The sequence below is a fragment of the Sphingomonas melonis genome, assembly GCF_013409985.1.
Taxonomy (GTDB): Bacteria; Pseudomonadota; Alphaproteobacteria; order Sphingomonadales; family Sphingomonadaceae; genus Sphingomonas; species Sphingomonas melonis_A.
The window spans coordinates 195,923-209,377 of sequence record NZ_JACCBY010000002.1 but is presented as its reverse complement, the minus strand read 5'-3'; the positions used below and the strand labels follow the sequence as shown (position 1 = coordinate 209,377).

The window sequence follows — 13,455 nt, the reverse complement described above, 5'->3', positions numbered from 1 at the left end:
CGGGTGTGAGTCCCGACGGTTAGGGCGGTCTTGCGAAGGGAGACCAGCATGACCGACCGCCGCGACGACGCGCCTTCGACCACCTACAAACACGGCGATGCCGCCGACGCCACGACCGCCTCGCTCATCGAGGGCAAGGGGAGTTCGGTGGTCGGCCGCTCGGTGACGATCAATCGTCCTGCCAGCGAGCTCTACGCCTATTTCCGCGACTTCACGAACCTCCCGCAATTCATGGAGAATGTCGTGTCGATCGAGGTGCGCGATCCCAAGGTCTCGCATTGGGTCGTCAAGGCGCCCGCCGGCGCGACGATGGCATGGGACGCCCGGATCACCCAGGAGGAACAGGACCGGCTGATCGCCTGGACGTCCGAGCCCGGCGCCGACATCGCCAATTCGGGCCGGATCGAGTTCCGCGACGCCGGCGCGCGCGGCACCGTGGTGACCGCGACGATCGCCTATGATCCGCCCGGCGGCGTCATCGGCAAGGTGATCGCCAAGATGTTCCAGCGCGAGCCCGCCATCCAGGCGCGCCGCGATCTGCGCCGCTTCAAGCAGTTGATGGAGACCGGCGAGGTCGCCACCCCCGCGATGAATTCCAAGCAATATAAGGAGATGGGGCTGTGAAAGCACTCGCCTGGCACGGTAAGCACGACGTCCGCATCGACACCGTCGACGATCCCGAGATCGTCAACCCGCGCGACTGTATCATCAAGGTCACCTCGACCGCGATCTGCGGTTCGGACCTCCACCTGTATGACGGCTATATCCCGACGATGCAGGCCGGCGACATCCTCGGCCACGAATTCATGGGCGAGGTCGTCGAGGTCGGCGCCAAGTCGACGCTCAAGAAGGGCCAGCGCGTCGTCGTGCCGTTCACCATCGCCTGCGGCAGCTGCTACCATTGCGGCAAGCATCAATATTCGGCCTGTCCCAACGGTCTGCCCGCCGACAACCAGGACATCGCGCAGGAATTGTACGGGCACGAAATGTCCGGTCTGTTCGGCTACAGCCATATGACCGGCGGCTATGCCGGCGGTCAGGCGGAATATGTCCGCGTGCCATTCAGCGACGTCGGCCCGATCGTCATCCCCGACGGTGTGTCGGACGACAAGGTGCTGTTCCTGTCGGACATCCTGCCGACCGGCTGGCAGGCGGCGGAATATGCGCAGATCGAGCCGGGCGACACCGTCGCGGTCTGGGGCTGTGGTCCGGTCGGGCTGTTCGCGGTGCAGTCGGCCTTCCTGATGGGTGCCGAGCGCGTCATCGCGATCGACCATTTCCCGCACCGCCTCGAACTCGCCAAGCGCTTCGGCGCCGAGACGATCAACTTCGAGGAGAGCGCGACCTATGAGGCGCTGATGGAGATGACCGGCGGGATCGGTCCCGATGCGGTGATCGACGCGGTCGGGCTGGAGGCGCACGGCATGTTCGTCGACAACATCATCGACCAGATCAAGGCGTCGACCTTCCTCGGCACCGATCGGCCGCATTCGATCCGTCAGGCGATCATCGCCTGCCGCAAGGGCGGCCGCGTCTCGATGCCGGCGGTCTACGGCGGCTTCGTCGACAAGTTTCCGCTCGGCGCGTTCATGGAAAAGGGGCTGACGCTCAAGACGGGGCAGACGCACGTCCAGCATTACATGCCGGCGCTGCTCAACGCGATCATGGAAGACAAGATCGATACCGAATTCCTGATCTCGCATCGCATGCCGCTGACCGAAGCGCCCAGGGGCTACGACCTGTTCAAGAACCATCAGAACGAAACGACCAAGATCGTGCTGAAGCCCGACATGGTCGCCTGACCGTCCCGTCATTGCAAGGATACCGAACATGGCTGAGAAATTTGCGATCATCACCGGTGCCTCGACCGGCATCGGCTTCGAACTTGCCTCGCTGGCGGCGCGCAACGGCTACGACATCCTCGTCGTCGCCGACGAGCCGCTGATCGAGGCGGCGGCGGCCGACTTCCGCCAGTATGACCATGACGTGCAGGCGCTGGAGGCGGATCTGTCCACGCTGGACGGCGTCGACCGGCTGCTCGCGGCGGCGGGCGGCCGGCGGATCGACCTGCTCTGCGCCAATGCGGGCCGTGGCCTGGGCCACGCCTTCCTTGACCAGCAGGTCGAGGATTGGCGCGCGGTGGTCGACACCAACATCACCGGCACCGCCTATCTGCTGCAGAAGGTGCTCAAGGACATGGTCGCGCGCAACGACGGCAAGGTGCTCGTCACCGGCTCGATTGCGGGCTATATTCCGGGCGCGTTCCAGGCGGTTTACAACGGTACCAAGGCGTTCCTAGACAGCTTCGTCGCCGCTTTGCAGAACGAGATCAAGGATGCCGACGGCGTCACGCTGACCAATCTGATGCCCGGGCCGACCGACACCGAGTTCTTCGCGCGCGGCGACATGCTCGACACCGATGTTGGCAGCGACCCCAAGAAGGACGATCCCGCCAAGGTCGCCGCCGACGGCTGGGACGCGCTTATGGAAGGCAAGGCCGCGATCGTTTCGGGCTGGAAGAACAAGCTTCAATCGGCGGTGGCCAACGTCACCCCGAATGCCGTGCTTGCCGAACAACATCGCAAGATGGCCGAACCCGGCACAGCCGACCATTGATCGCGAACGGCGGCTGCGGGCAGGTCCCGCCGGCGGTCGCCGCTGCATGCAAAATCAAAGGACGAGGTGGGGAATAGTGGCGCGCCCCGTCCGGTAATGGCAAATATCACGCCTGTTTTATATCCACCTTCAAGCCGCTCATCTCTGCTGCGATCGGATCAATTTACCGAGGAGCGCAGTAAGCTGAACGCGCTCCGACTCATCCAGACCACTGATGATGCCTTGTTGATTTGCGATGTGCGCCTCTACCACGCGATCGATCAGCTCCAGACCATCAGCCGTCAGCGCCACCAATGTTCCACGTTTATCTGCTGGGTTGGGCCTCCGCTCGACCAGTCCGCCATTTTCAAGCCGATCGAGGCGATTGGTCATGCTTCCGGATGAGATCATCGCCGCCTCATACAGGGCGGTCGGCGTGAGTGCGTATGGCGTACCGCTACGCCGTAGCGTGGCCAGCACGTCGAACTCCCCGGGTTGCAGGCCAAACTCCGCAAAGAGCGGATTGAGCCGATCCCGCGCGATCAGCAGCGCGGCCTCACTCAACCGCCCCAGTAGGATCATCGGCCCGGTCTCGAGCTCGGGCCGTTCTCGGGCCCATTGTTCCGCAGCCGCCGCCGCCCTGTCCATCCCAACTTCCTATCTTGACGTAAAGATATATATCTCGATATAAAGATACTAACAGGTGTGGGGGACCTGACAAGGGCGTAAAACGCGGAGATCATCATGCGAGAAATATCTGGTCGGATGCTGTTCCCGGTCGCAATCCTGCTCGTCGGCATCAACCTGCGCCCCGCCTTAGCCTCGGTAGGCCCACTGCTCGACGCAATACAGCGCGATACGGGACTCGGCGACGTGGGCGCGAGTCTGCTGACCACCTTCCCAGTAGTGTTGATGGGTATCTGCCTGCTGGGAACGGCATGGCTGCGCAGGTGGATGGGGGAGCGGGCGGGCGTCGCCTTTGGTGTCCTGCTCATTCTCCTTGCCTGCCTAGCCCGCTGGCTGTGGCCGCAAGCGGCAGCACTGGTGTCGACCGCCGTTGTTGCCGGCATTGGCATCGCACTCGTTCAGGCGTTGATGCCTGGTGCCATCCGCCGTCGCACGGGATCGCGCAGCGGGCGCCTGATGGGCTTTTACTCGAGTGCGATCATGGGTGGAGCGATGCTTTCAAGCGTAGCCGGAGCCTGGATCGGGCTGGCATGGGGCTGGCCGGTTGCACTGGGCATTTGGGCATTACCGGCCTTCCTTGGTCTGGGCGTATGGCTTCTGGTGTCACGGGCACAGCAAGAGGCAATAGGATTGGCTCGACGCAATCCGGTCCATCGTGCGCCACGCGCCTGGTTGTTGATGCTGTTCTTTGGCCTCGGCACGGGCGCCTATACGCTCGTACTCGCCTGGCTGCCGCCCTTCTACACGCAGCTCGGCTGGTCCGGAGAAGCGGCCGGCGCGATGCTTGGAGTTGTCACGCTCGCGGAGGTAGCCGCGGGAATCGCTGTCTCGCTAATCGTTGATCGATCGCCGGATCGTCGGGCGGTGTTGCTCACCGCGATAGCCGCGCTGCTCACGGCAATGCTCTGCCTCTGCGTAGCGCCGCTGCGGCTTGCATGGGCGGCGGCGGCGCTAGCGGGGCTTGGCATTGGCGCGCTTTTTCCGCTCTCGCTGATCGTCGCGATGGATCATGGCGAGGATGCCGATCAGGCAAGCGCCATCGCCGGCTTCGTACAGGGCGGGGGCTATGTCCTTGCCGCCGTGCTGCCGCTGGTCGCCGGACTGCTGCGCCAAAATCTGGCGGACCTCACCCCAGCCTGGTGGCTGATGACGGGACTATGCTTTGCGCTCGCGCTCATCGCCGGACGCTTTCGCCCCGGCGACCGTCTCTTCCTCACTTTCTAACAACAGGAGCGTTGCGATGGCCTTTTATGAAGTGGCTGCCCGCACCAATTATTTCATCGAATTCGGCACCGGCCGACCGATCCTGCTTCTGCACGGTATAAGTAACTCGGGCCGCGCCTGGGGACCGCAGATCGCACCGCTGGTAGGGGCTGGCTATCGGGTGATCGTGCCCGATCATGCGGGACATGGCGCGTCGGGCAAGCTGACGGCGCCAATAGGCGTTGCCGTGCTCGCCGACGATATCGAGGCACTGCTCGCCCACCTAGGTATAGGGCCTGTCGATGTGGTTGGCCTTTCACTTGGCGGCATGATCGCGCTGGAGCTTGCGCTCCGAGACCCGGAACGTATCGGCCGACTGGTCGTCGCGAACAGTTTCGAGAAGACGAGCACACCCGTCTTCCACGCGCTGACGGAAGGCTGGGCCAGAACTTTCGAGCGCCCCGGTGGTCCGGTCCGGCGGTTGGAGCAGAACTGGTCGTCGCTTGTCTCCCCCGCATTCCAGACGACGCCCGACGGTTTACGGACCTATCAAGTCTGGCATGGCATAGCGGCCACTGCCGATGGCCCCTCGCTCGCCCATGTCGCCCGCGGCATCGGCGCGTTCGACGTCACCGAACGCCTAGCGGCGTTCGCCGTGCCGACGCTTTTCATCGCGGGCAACCTCGATGCGATGTCGCCGCCAGAGACCAACCTTCATATGGCCCAGCGTGCGCCACAGGGCTGCTATGTTGAGATCGACGGTGCAGCTCACATCTCCAACGTCGATTCAGCAGATCGATTTTCCGCCCTTCTTCTGGACTTTCTAAGTGAGGGGTCGGAGAGGCCCGACGTCACCCGATCAAATCGATAGAAGAAACTGCGGTGCGGGGGGAATGGCGGCTGCCACGTCCGACACGCCAGGCAAGATACCCGCGGCGGTTACGTATCCGCCGCGCAGAATATCGCGCCTTGGTGTGGAACTGACGGGTTGGCGGAGGGAGTGGGATTCGAACCCACGGTAGGCTTCCACCTACGGCGGTTTTCAAGACCGCTGCCTTAAACCACTCGGCCATCCCTCCGTGCCGGTCCCGGATAGTCGCACCACGGCTGCCCGTGCAACCCCTGCGACGATAAGAGGTTCACGCCACCCGCCGGCTGTGGCACCAAGCCGGCATGTGGGGGCAACGACTGCAACGCGCGCTGATTACCGGCGTCATGGCAACGACATTGGCGCTGGCAAGTGCCACGCCGGCGATGGCGCAGGATGAGGCGGGGTTTCAGACCTATCTGCAAACGCTGCGGCAGCAGGCGCTGACCGAAGGGGTGACGCAGCGTACGATCGATGCCGTGTTCCCCACGCTGACGCTGAGCGACCGCACCATCCAGCTCGATCGCGCCCAGCCCGGTAATCCGGGCAGCACCGCGACCCCGCCATTCGCTCCCTATAAGGCGAGCCATGTCGACGCCGCGCGGATCGGGCGCGGGCGCAGCACCTATCAGGCACAGCGTGCCCGGCTGGCTCGCGTCGAGCGCGAGACCGGCGTGCCCGAATCGATCATGGTCGCGATCTGGGGCCATGAAACCAATTACGGTGCCTATACGGGCAATTTCGATCTGCTCCGCAGCCTTGCCAGCCTTGCCTATGAGGGGCGACGGCGCAGCCTGTTCGCGGGCGAGTTCATCGCCGGGCTCAAGATCCTCGATCGCGGCATTCCGCGCGAGCAGTTGAAGGGGAGCTGGGCCGGCGCCACCGGCAACCCGCAGTTCCTGCCCTCGGTGTACCTGCGGGTCGCGCGCGACGGAGACGGCGACGGCCGTGCCGACATCTGGACCAGCCCGGCGGACACGCTGGCGTCGATCGGCAATTATTTCGCCAATGCCGGCTGGCGGCCCGGTCAGCCGTGGGGCGTCGCGGTGACCGTGCCGCCCGGCCTCGATCGCGGCAGTCTCACCAGCCGGATGATCTCGCCGCGCTGCCCGCGCGTCTTCGAGCGGCACAGCCGCTGGCGGACCATGGCGGAATGGCGCGCGCTCGGGCTGGTGCCGCAGGGCAGGGGATGGCCGGCCGACAGCGTGCAGGCGACGCTGATCGAGCCCGACGGGCCGGGCGCGACCGCCTATCTGCTGACCGGCAATTACCGGGTGATCCTCGACTACAATTGCTCGAACTTCTACGCTTTGTCGGTCGGCCTGCTCGCCGATGCGGTAGAGGGCTGACGGCGCGCTCCGGCGTCGCTATGCCACTGCCATTCTCGCTTATCTTCCGGAAAGCCCAGTCGACGTCATGAACAAGCTGATTGCCGCCCCCCTCGCGATCGTTGCCGCCGCCGTTCCGTCGGTCGCCGCTGCGCCCCAGTTCCAGGGCACCGCGCCGATCGCCTATATGGAAGACCTGTCGTCGGGCGCAGTCCTGTATCAGCGCGATGCGGACCGCCGCATGCCGCCGGCATCGATGGCGAAGATGATGACGGTCTATGTCGCGTTCGACATGATCAAGAAGGGCGAGCTGAAGCTTAACCAGACCTTCCAGGTCCGTCCCGAGACGTGGAAGCGCTGGCACGGCCCGCAGGCTGGATCGACCATGTTCCTGTCGACCGGAGAGAATGTCAGCGTCGAGAACCTGCTCAAGGGCATCGTCACGCTCTCGGGCAACGACGCCTGCGTCGTGCTCGCCGAAGGCATTTCGGGAACGGAACAGACCTTCACCGACCGGATGAACGATCAGGCGAAGAAGCTCGGTTTGACCAACAGCCATTTCGGCACGTCGAACGGCTGGCCGGACAATGGCGTCACCTATGTGAGCGCCAAGGATCTCGCCCATCTCGCCAGCGCGACGATCCAGCACTTCCCGGATCTCTACAAGCGCTTCTATTCGCTGCGCAGCTTCACCTGGGGCAAGACGCTCGGCGCGGGCGCCGACATCACCCAGGCCAATCGCGATCCGCTGCTCGGCCGCGTCACCGGTGCCGACGGCTTGAAGACCGGCCATACCGAGGAGGCCGGCTATGGCTTCACCGGGTCGGCGGAGCAGAATGGCCGGCGGCTGGTGATGGTCGTCGCCGGACTGACCTCGTCGGGCGCCCGTGCCGAGGAATCGGTGCGCTTCATGGAATGGGGCTTCCGCGCATGGCAGGCCAAGCCGATCGTCGCGCAGGGCAAGCAGGTGTCGACCGCGGAAGTCCAGATGGGCAGTTCGAGCAGCGTCGGCCTCGTCGCGCCGCGGCAGCTGACCGTCACGGTTCCCGCGGGCGCGGTGCCGCAGATGAGCGCCAAGGTCGTCTATGACGGGCCGATCCGCGCGCCGATCAAGGCGGGGCAGCATATCGCCGATCTCGTCGTCAAGGCGCCCGACCTGCCCGAGCAGCGCCTGCCGCTCGTCGCCGACAAGGACATCGGCGAGGCCGGCTTCTTCGGCCGGGCGTGGGCGGGGCTGACGTCGTTCTTCGGCTGATGGCGCGGCCGTGACCGAGCTGTTCGGGAACGCCGACGCGCATGCCGCCTTCGCCGCGGCATTGCGTGGCGGCGCGCTGCATCATGCCTGGCTGCTGGTCGGTCCCGAAGGCGTGGGCAAGGCAAGCTTCGCGCATGCCGCCGCGGTGCGCATGCTCGCCGAGGCGAGCGCGGCCGGCGTGTCGGCGCCCGGGCTGGTCGTGCCGGACGGTCATCCGACCCGCGCCTTGGTCGATGCCGGCTCGCATCCCGATCTGCGGATCATGCAGCGTTTGCCCAAGGATCCCGACAAGCCGGATCAGGATCTGGCGCGCAGCATCACCATCGCACAGGTGCGCAGCCTCCAGCCGCTCTTCGCGACCACCCCGGCGATGGGCGCGCGCCGCGTCGTCATCATCGATGCGGCCGACGACCTAGAGCGCAACGGCGCCAATGCGCTGCTCAAGAATCTCGAAGAGCCGCCGACGGGCACCATCTTCCTGCTCGTCAGCCATGCGCCGGGCCGGCTGCTGCCGACGATCCGGTCGCGCTGCCGGGTGCTACGCTTCGGTGCGCTGGATGATACCGACATGGCCGGGGCGTTGCGACAGGCGCTGCCTGAGGCGGATGAGGGCGAGATCGCGGCGCTGGTGCGGACCGGGGAAGGGGCACCGGGGCGTGCGATACGCTATGCGGGGCTCGACATCGACGGGCTCGACCGCGCGATCGCCGGTATCGCCGAGGATGGCGATCCGATGAACGCCCGCCGCGCCGCGCTCGCCAAGGCGCTGGCGGGAAAGGGCAATGCCGCACGCTACGAGGCGTTCCTCGACCGCGTGCCCGCCATGATCGCACGCGAGGCGCGGACGCGCACCGGGCCACGGCTCAAGACCGCGCTCGACGCGCAGGCGGCAGCGCGCGATCTCGCCGGCGCGGCGCTAGGGCTGTCGCTCGACGCGCAGGCGACGGTGTTCGAGATGGCGGCGATCGTCGCGGCGCTGCGCTGAGGCCGCTTCACCTCGCCGGGTTGATCGACTAGGAGGCCGGCATGGCCGATCCTTATTATATCACGACCGCGATCCACTATCCCAACGGGCGCCCGCATATCGGCCACGCCTATGAAATGATCGCGGCAGATGCGATCGCGCGCTTCCAGCGCCAGGCGGGGCGCGACGTCCGCTTCCAGACCGGCACCGACGAGCACGGCCTCAAGATGGCGCAGACCGCGCGGGCACGCGGCGTCGAGGTGCGCGCCTTTGCCGATGAGATGTCGTCGCACTTCAGCGAGATGGCCGACGCGCTCAAGATCTCCTACGATCGGTTCATCCGCACCGTCGAGCCGGCGCATTATGCCGCCAGCCAGGCGATCTGGCGCTCAATGCGCGACAAGGGAGACCTGTACCTCGACCGTTACGAGGGCTGGTATTCGGTCCGCGACGAGGCCTTCTACGACGAAAAGGAATTGATCGACGGGGAAGGGGGGCAGCGCCTTTCGCCGCAGGGTACGCCGGTCGAGTGGACCGCCGAGGAGACGTGGTTCTTCCGCCTGTCGAAATACCAGCAGCCGCTGCTCGATCTCTACGCCGCCAACCCCGATTTCATCCGGCCGGAGACGCGGCGCAACGAAGTGATGCGCTTCGTCGAGGGCGGCCTGTCCGACCTGTCGGTGTCGCGGACCAGCTTCGACTGGGGCGTGCCGGTGCCGGACAGTCCCGGTCACGTGATGTACGTGTGGGTCGATGCGCTGACCAATTACCTCACCGGCGCCGGTTATCCCGATGACAATGAGGCGCTGGCACGCTTCTGGCCGGCGGACCTGCACCTGATCGGCAAGGACATCACCCGGTTCCACACCGTCTATTGGCCCGCGTTCCTGATGTCGGCGAACCTGCCGGTTCCGAAGCAGGTCTTCGCGCACGGCTTCGTGCTCCACCGCGGCGAGAAGATGTCGAAATCGGTGGGCAACGTCGTCAGCCCGGACGAACTGACGCAGGCGTTCGGCGTCGATGCGGTACGTTATTTCCTGCTCCGCGAAGTCAGCTTCGGCCAGGACGGCAGCTATTCGGCCGAGGCGATCGTAACACGCGTCAACGCCGAACTCGCCAACAGCTTCGGCAACCTTGCCCAACGGACCCTGTCGTTCATCGCCAAGAACCTCGGCGGGGCGTTCCCGGATGCCGGACGCAGCGATCCCGCGGACGCGATGCTGATCGAGGAGATCGTCGTCGCCTGTGCCGGGCTCAAGACCGCGTTCGACGACCTGATGCTGAGCCAGGGGATCGAGGCATGGATGCGGGGTGTCTTCGCCTGCAACCAATATATCGACGCGCAGGCCCCCTGGGCGCTGCGCAAGACCGATCCGGAACGGATGCATGCGGTGCTCGGCACGCTGGTGCGCGCGATCCGCATGCTGGCAATCGCGATCCTGCCGGTGGTGCCGGATGCGGCGGCCAAGGTGCTGGACCAGATCGGCGCGACCGAGCGCGATCATGCCGCGATCGACGATGACGGCTGGTATGCGCGCCAGGCCGCGTCCGGCTTCGTGATCGCACCGCCGGCGCCGGTCTTTCCGCGGCTCGAACTGCCGGTGGCGGAATGATGTTCGCCGACAGCCACTGCCACCTCAACTACAAGGGGGTGTTCGAGCAGCAGGGGGAGGTGCTCGCGCGCGCGCGGGCGCGGGGCGTCGGCGCGATGCTCAATATCTCGACGCGCGAGAGCGAATGGGATGCGGTCGTCGCGACCGCCGAGCGTGAACCCGACGTCTGGGCAGCGATCGGCATCCATCCCAATGAGGCCGACGCCTATCCCGATGTCGGCCGGGCGACGCTGGTCGACCGCGCGGCGCATCCACGCGTCGTCGCGATCGGCGAATCCGGCCTCGATTATTATTACGAACGGTCTGACCGCGAACGGCAGCAGGCGAGCTTCCGCACGCATATCGCTGCCTGTCGCGACACCGGCCTGCCGCTGATTGTCCATACCCGCGACGCGGAAGAGGACACGCTGGCGATCCTGCGTGAGGAGAGGGAGCAGGGGCCCTATACCGGCGTCATCCATTGCTTCACCGCGAGCGGTGCCTTCGCCGATGCGGCGCTCGACCTCGGCTTCTACATCTCGATTTCCGGCATCGTGACGTTCAAGAACGCGCGGGACTTGCAGGAGACCGCGGCGCGGCTGCCGATCGAGCGGCTGCTGATCGAGACCGACGCGCCGTTCCTGGCGCCGGTGCCCAACCGCGGCAAACCCGGCGAGCCCGCCTTCGTCGCCGATACCGCCGCGTTCCTTGCCGATCTGCGTGGCGAGCAGATCGAAGAACTGGCGGCAAGAACAGCCGACAACTTCTTCATCTTGTTCGATAAAGCGAAGCGGTGAAGGTCCGTATTCTCGGCTCCGGCACGTCGTCGGGCGTGCCACGGATCGGCAACGATTGGGGCACGTGCGATCCGGGCGAGCCGCGGAACCGCCGTACCCGTGCGTCGCTGCTGGTCGAGCATGAGGGGACGCGCATCCTCGTCGACACCGGGCCGGACATGCGCGAGCAATTGCTCGCCGCCGATGTCGCGGCGGTCGACGCGATCATCTGGACGCACGATCACGCCGATCACTGCCACGGCATCGATGACGTCCGCCAGATCTTCCACGCGCTGGGCCGGCCGGTACAGGGCTATGCCCGGCCGAAGACGCTCGCCGCCCTGCACGACAAGTTCACCTATGTCTTCGCCGGGCGGCAGGGCTACCCGCCGACGGTGCAGGCGGCCGAACTGCCCGATCGGCTGACGATCGGCGGCATCACCGTAGATGTCGTCGATCAGCCGCACGGCCGCATCACCTCCGCCGGGCTGCGCTTCTCCGCGGGCGGCGCGGTGATCGGCTATGCGACCGACTTCCACGAACTGACCCCGGCGATGCGCGCGCTTTACACCGGGCTCGACGTATGGATCGTCGATGCGCTGCGCTATGCGCCCCATCCCACGCATCCCGATGTTCCGGCCGTCCTCGACTGGATCGAGCAACTGCGCCCCGGCCGGTCAGCCTTCATACATATGGATCATAGCATGGATTACGCCACGCTGGTGGCGACGTTGCCGCCAGGCGTCGAACCCGGCTATGACGGACTTGAATTCACGCCATGAACACGGATGTGAGCGGCTCGGCGCTCTTCTACCTGGTGCTGCTCATCTTTCCGATTTCGGCACTGATCGCGCGCCGCGTGCCGATCCTGCGGGTCGTCATGTCGCTCGCCGCCTGGGCGGTCATCATCGGGCTGCTGGTCGTCGTCGTAGGCCAGCGCGAGCAGTTCAGCCCGTATCTACAGCGGGTCGCCAGCCTGCTGAAGCTTGAGGACCAGAATGTCGTCGGTCGCGAGACGCGCATCCGCATGGCGGCAGACGGACATTTCTGGGCGCGGGTGACGGTAGACGGCGTGCCGCGACGCATGCTGATCGACAGTGGTGCCACCGTTACCGCGCTGTCGACCCGGACGGCGCAGGCGGCCGCGCTCGACGTGAGCAACAGCGTCATCCCGGTGATACTCACTACCGCCAACGGCCAGATCAACGCCCAGACCGCCACGGTCCGCGAGCTGCGGGTCGGCGACATCGCCGCGCGCGACCTTGGCGTCGTCGTATCGCCGGCGTTTGGCGATACCGACGTGCTTGGGATGAACTTCCTGTCCAAGCTGAAATCGTGGCGGGTTGAGGGGCAGACGCTCATCCTCCAGCCGCACCACCACCAAGATTTTACATAATGTCTATTATCGATTTTACGTTTGGCGAATCGGGAGGGGGCTGCAGATGATAGAACGGCTCGTGGCGATCATGGCGCGCCTGCGCGATCCGCAGCGTGGCTGCGACTGGGACGTGGCGCAGACCTGGGCGACGATCGCGCCGTACACGATCGAAGAAGCCTATGAAGTCGCCGATGCGATCGCACGCGACGACGCCACCGACCTCAAGGACGAACTCGGCGATCTGCTGCTCCAGGTCGTCTTCCATAGCCGGATCGCGGAGGAAGCCGGCGCCTTCACGCTTTCCGATGTCGTCGCGTCGATCAGCGACAAGATGGAACGCCGCCACCCGCATATCTTCAGTGACGCTACGGCAAGTCCCGGCTGGGAAGACATCAAGGCGTCCGAGCGCAGTGGTAAAGACGACGCAAGTGCGCTGGCCGGCGTCGCCGCCGGGCTGCCGGCATTGATGCGCGCGGTAAAGCTTCAGAAGCGCGCGGCGCGGGTCGGCTTCGACTGGCCCGACGACACTGGTCCCCGCGCCAAGCTCCTCGAGGAAATCGAAGAGGTCGCCGCCGCGACGGGCGACGAGATCGAAGACGAGATCGGCGATCTTCTCTTCTCCGCGGTCAATTGGGCGCGCCATCTCGGCGTCGATCCGGAGGCAGCGCTACGCCGCGGCAATGCCAAGTTCGAGCGCCGCTTCCGCGCGATGGAGGCGCTTGCCGGCGAGCGCTTTGCGGCTCTCGGCCTGGATGAGAAGGAAGCGCTCTGGCAGCAGGTGAAGCGCGGGGGCTGACAGCCCCCGCCCC

At 65.7% G+C, this 13,455-nt stretch carries 14 protein-coding genes and 1 tRNA gene; 13 read left to right on the top strand and 2 right to left on the bottom strand.

Annotated features, from left to right (window positions below):
* The first annotated feature begins 48 nt into the window (after positions 1-48).
* The 3 genes from HD841_RS07655 to HD841_RS07645 are packed head-to-tail and all read left to right on the top strand — an operon-like array spanning position 49 to position 2,616.
* Complete coding sequence (locus tag HD841_RS07655; protein WP_179508306.1) at positions 49-624, top strand: SRPBCC family protein; 576 nt, start codon at positions 49-51, stop codon at positions 622-624.
* Positions 621-1,802: a zinc-dependent alcohol dehydrogenase gene (locus HD841_RS07650; RefSeq protein WP_179508305.1), complete on the top strand. Its 1,182-nt coding sequence runs from the start codon at positions 621-623 to the stop codon at positions 1,800-1,802. The genes HD841_RS07655 and HD841_RS07650 overlap by 4 nt, the downstream gene beginning before the upstream one ends.
* A gap of 28 nt (positions 1,803-1,830) precedes the next feature.
* Positions 1,831-2,616, top strand: coding sequence for an SDR family NAD(P)-dependent oxidoreductase (locus HD841_RS07645; protein WP_179508304.1), 786 nt, complete (start codon positions 1,831-1,833; stop codon positions 2,614-2,616).
* A 138-nt stretch (positions 2,617-2,754) separates the two neighbouring features.
* Here the strand turns inward: HD841_RS07645 and HD841_RS07640 are convergent, their stop codons facing one another.
* Positions 2,755-3,243: a MarR family winged helix-turn-helix transcriptional regulator gene (locus HD841_RS07640; protein WP_179508303.1), complete on the bottom strand. Its 489-nt coding sequence runs from the start codon at positions 3,241-3,243 to the stop codon at positions 2,755-2,757.
* Between the two features lie 117 nt (positions 3,244-3,360).
* Here HD841_RS07640 and HD841_RS07635 point away from each other — a divergent pair, with 117 nt between their 5' ends.
* On the top strand, positions 3,361-4,506 hold the full coding sequence (locus HD841_RS07635; RefSeq protein ID WP_218845458.1) for an MFS transporter: 1,146 nt from the start codon (positions 3,361-3,363) through the stop codon (positions 4,504-4,506).
* Positions 4,507-4,522: 16 nt separating this feature from the next.
* Entirely contained in the window at positions 4,523-5,356 is an 834-nt protein-coding gene (locus tag HD841_RS07630; protein WP_179508301.1) for an alpha/beta fold hydrolase, read from the top strand.
* Between the two features lie 118 nt (positions 5,357-5,474).
* On the opposite strand, the gene HD841_RS07625 is transcribed toward HD841_RS07630, so the two are convergent.
* Positions 5,475-5,564, bottom strand: a tRNA-Ser gene (locus HD841_RS07625).
* 136 nt (positions 5,565-5,700) lie between these two features.
* Here HD841_RS07625 and HD841_RS07620 point away from each other — a divergent pair.
* The 8 genes from HD841_RS07620 to mazG all read left to right on the top strand — a co-directional run bounded on the left by HD841_RS07620 (position 5,701) and on the right by mazG (position 13,442).
* Positions 5,701-6,702 (top strand): lytic murein transglycosylase, encoded by a 1,002-nt coding sequence (locus tag HD841_RS07620; RefSeq protein ID WP_257015346.1) that lies wholly within the window; start codon positions 5,701-5,703, stop codon positions 6,700-6,702.
* A 67-nt stretch (positions 6,703-6,769) separates the two neighbouring features.
* Positions 6,770-7,936: a D-alanyl-D-alanine carboxypeptidase family protein gene (locus HD841_RS07615; protein ID WP_179508299.1), complete on the top strand. Its 1,167-nt coding sequence runs from the start codon at positions 6,770-6,772 to the stop codon at positions 7,934-7,936.
* 10 nt (positions 7,937-7,946) lie between these two features.
* Positions 7,947-8,921: a DNA polymerase III subunit delta' gene (locus tag HD841_RS07610; RefSeq protein ID WP_179508298.1), complete on the top strand. Its 975-nt coding sequence runs from the start codon at positions 7,947-7,949 to the stop codon at positions 8,919-8,921.
* Between the two features lie 41 nt (positions 8,922-8,962).
* Complete coding sequence (gene metG, locus HD841_RS07605; protein ID WP_179508297.1) at positions 8,963-10,513, top strand: methionine--tRNA ligase; 1,551 nt, start codon at positions 8,963-8,965, stop codon at positions 10,511-10,513.
* Positions 10,513-11,289 (top strand): TatD family hydrolase, encoded by a 777-nt coding sequence (locus HD841_RS07600; protein WP_179508296.1) that lies wholly within the window; start codon positions 10,513-10,515, stop codon positions 11,287-11,289. The genes metG and HD841_RS07600 overlap by 1 nt, the downstream gene beginning before the upstream one ends.
* A complete protein-coding gene (locus tag HD841_RS07595) occupies positions 11,286-12,050 on the top strand; it encodes an MBL fold metallo-hydrolase (RefSeq protein WP_179508295.1) in 765 nt (254 codons plus the stop codon). The genes HD841_RS07600 and HD841_RS07595 overlap by 4 nt, the downstream gene beginning before the upstream one ends.
* Positions 12,047-12,664: a retropepsin-like aspartic protease family protein gene (locus HD841_RS07590; RefSeq protein ID WP_179508294.1), complete on the top strand. Its 618-nt coding sequence runs from the start codon at positions 12,047-12,049 to the stop codon at positions 12,662-12,664. Before HD841_RS07595 ends, HD841_RS07590 begins: the two co-directional genes overlap by 4 nt.
* 46 nt (positions 12,665-12,710) lie before the next feature.
* The gene (gene mazG / locus HD841_RS07585; protein ID WP_179508293.1) at positions 12,711-13,442 is read left to right on the top strand and encodes a nucleoside triphosphate pyrophosphohydrolase; all 732 of its coding nucleotides are present in this window, start codon (positions 12,711-12,713) and stop codon (positions 13,440-13,442) included.
* The last annotated feature ends 13 nt before the right edge of the window (positions 13,443-13,455 follow it).

Bases quoted from the DNA above. Each gene is read 5' to 3' on its own strand.
- mazG (WP_179508293.1), top strand. From the start codon at position 12,711: ATGATAGAACGGCTCGTGGCGATCATGGCGCGCCTGCGCGATCCGCAG.
- HD841_RS07615 (WP_179508299.1), top strand. From the start codon at position 6,770: ATGAACAAGCTGATTGCCGCCCCCCTCGCGATCGTTGCCGCCGCCGTT.
- HD841_RS07600 (WP_179508296.1), top strand. From the start codon at position 10,513: ATGTTCGCCGACAGCCACTGCCACCTCAACTACAAGGGGGTGTTCGAG.
- HD841_RS07655 (WP_179508306.1), top strand. From the start codon at position 49: ATGACCGACCGCCGCGACGACGCGCCTTCGACCACCTACAAACACGGC.
- HD841_RS07645 (WP_179508304.1), top strand. From the start codon at position 1,831: ATGGCTGAGAAATTTGCGATCATCACCGGTGCCTCGACCGGCATCGGC.
- HD841_RS07590 (WP_179508294.1), top strand. From the start codon at position 12,047: ATGAACACGGATGTGAGCGGCTCGGCGCTCTTCTACCTGGTGCTGCTC.
- metG (WP_179508297.1), top strand. From the start codon at position 8,963: ATGGCCGATCCTTATTATATCACGACCGCGATCCACTATCCCAACGGG.
- HD841_RS07635 (WP_218845458.1), top strand. From the start codon at position 3,361: ATGCTGTTCCCGGTCGCAATCCTGCTCGTCGGCATCAACCTGCGCCCC.
- HD841_RS07620 (WP_257015346.1), top strand. From the start codon at position 5,701: ATGGCAACGACATTGGCGCTGGCAAGTGCCACGCCGGCGATGGCGCAG.
- HD841_RS07630 (WP_179508301.1), top strand. From the start codon at position 4,523: ATGGCCTTTTATGAAGTGGCTGCCCGCACCAATTATTTCATCGAATTC.
- HD841_RS07640 (WP_179508303.1), bottom strand. From the start codon at position 3,243: ATGGACAGGGCGGCGGCGGCTGCGGAACAATGGGCCCGAGAACGGCCC.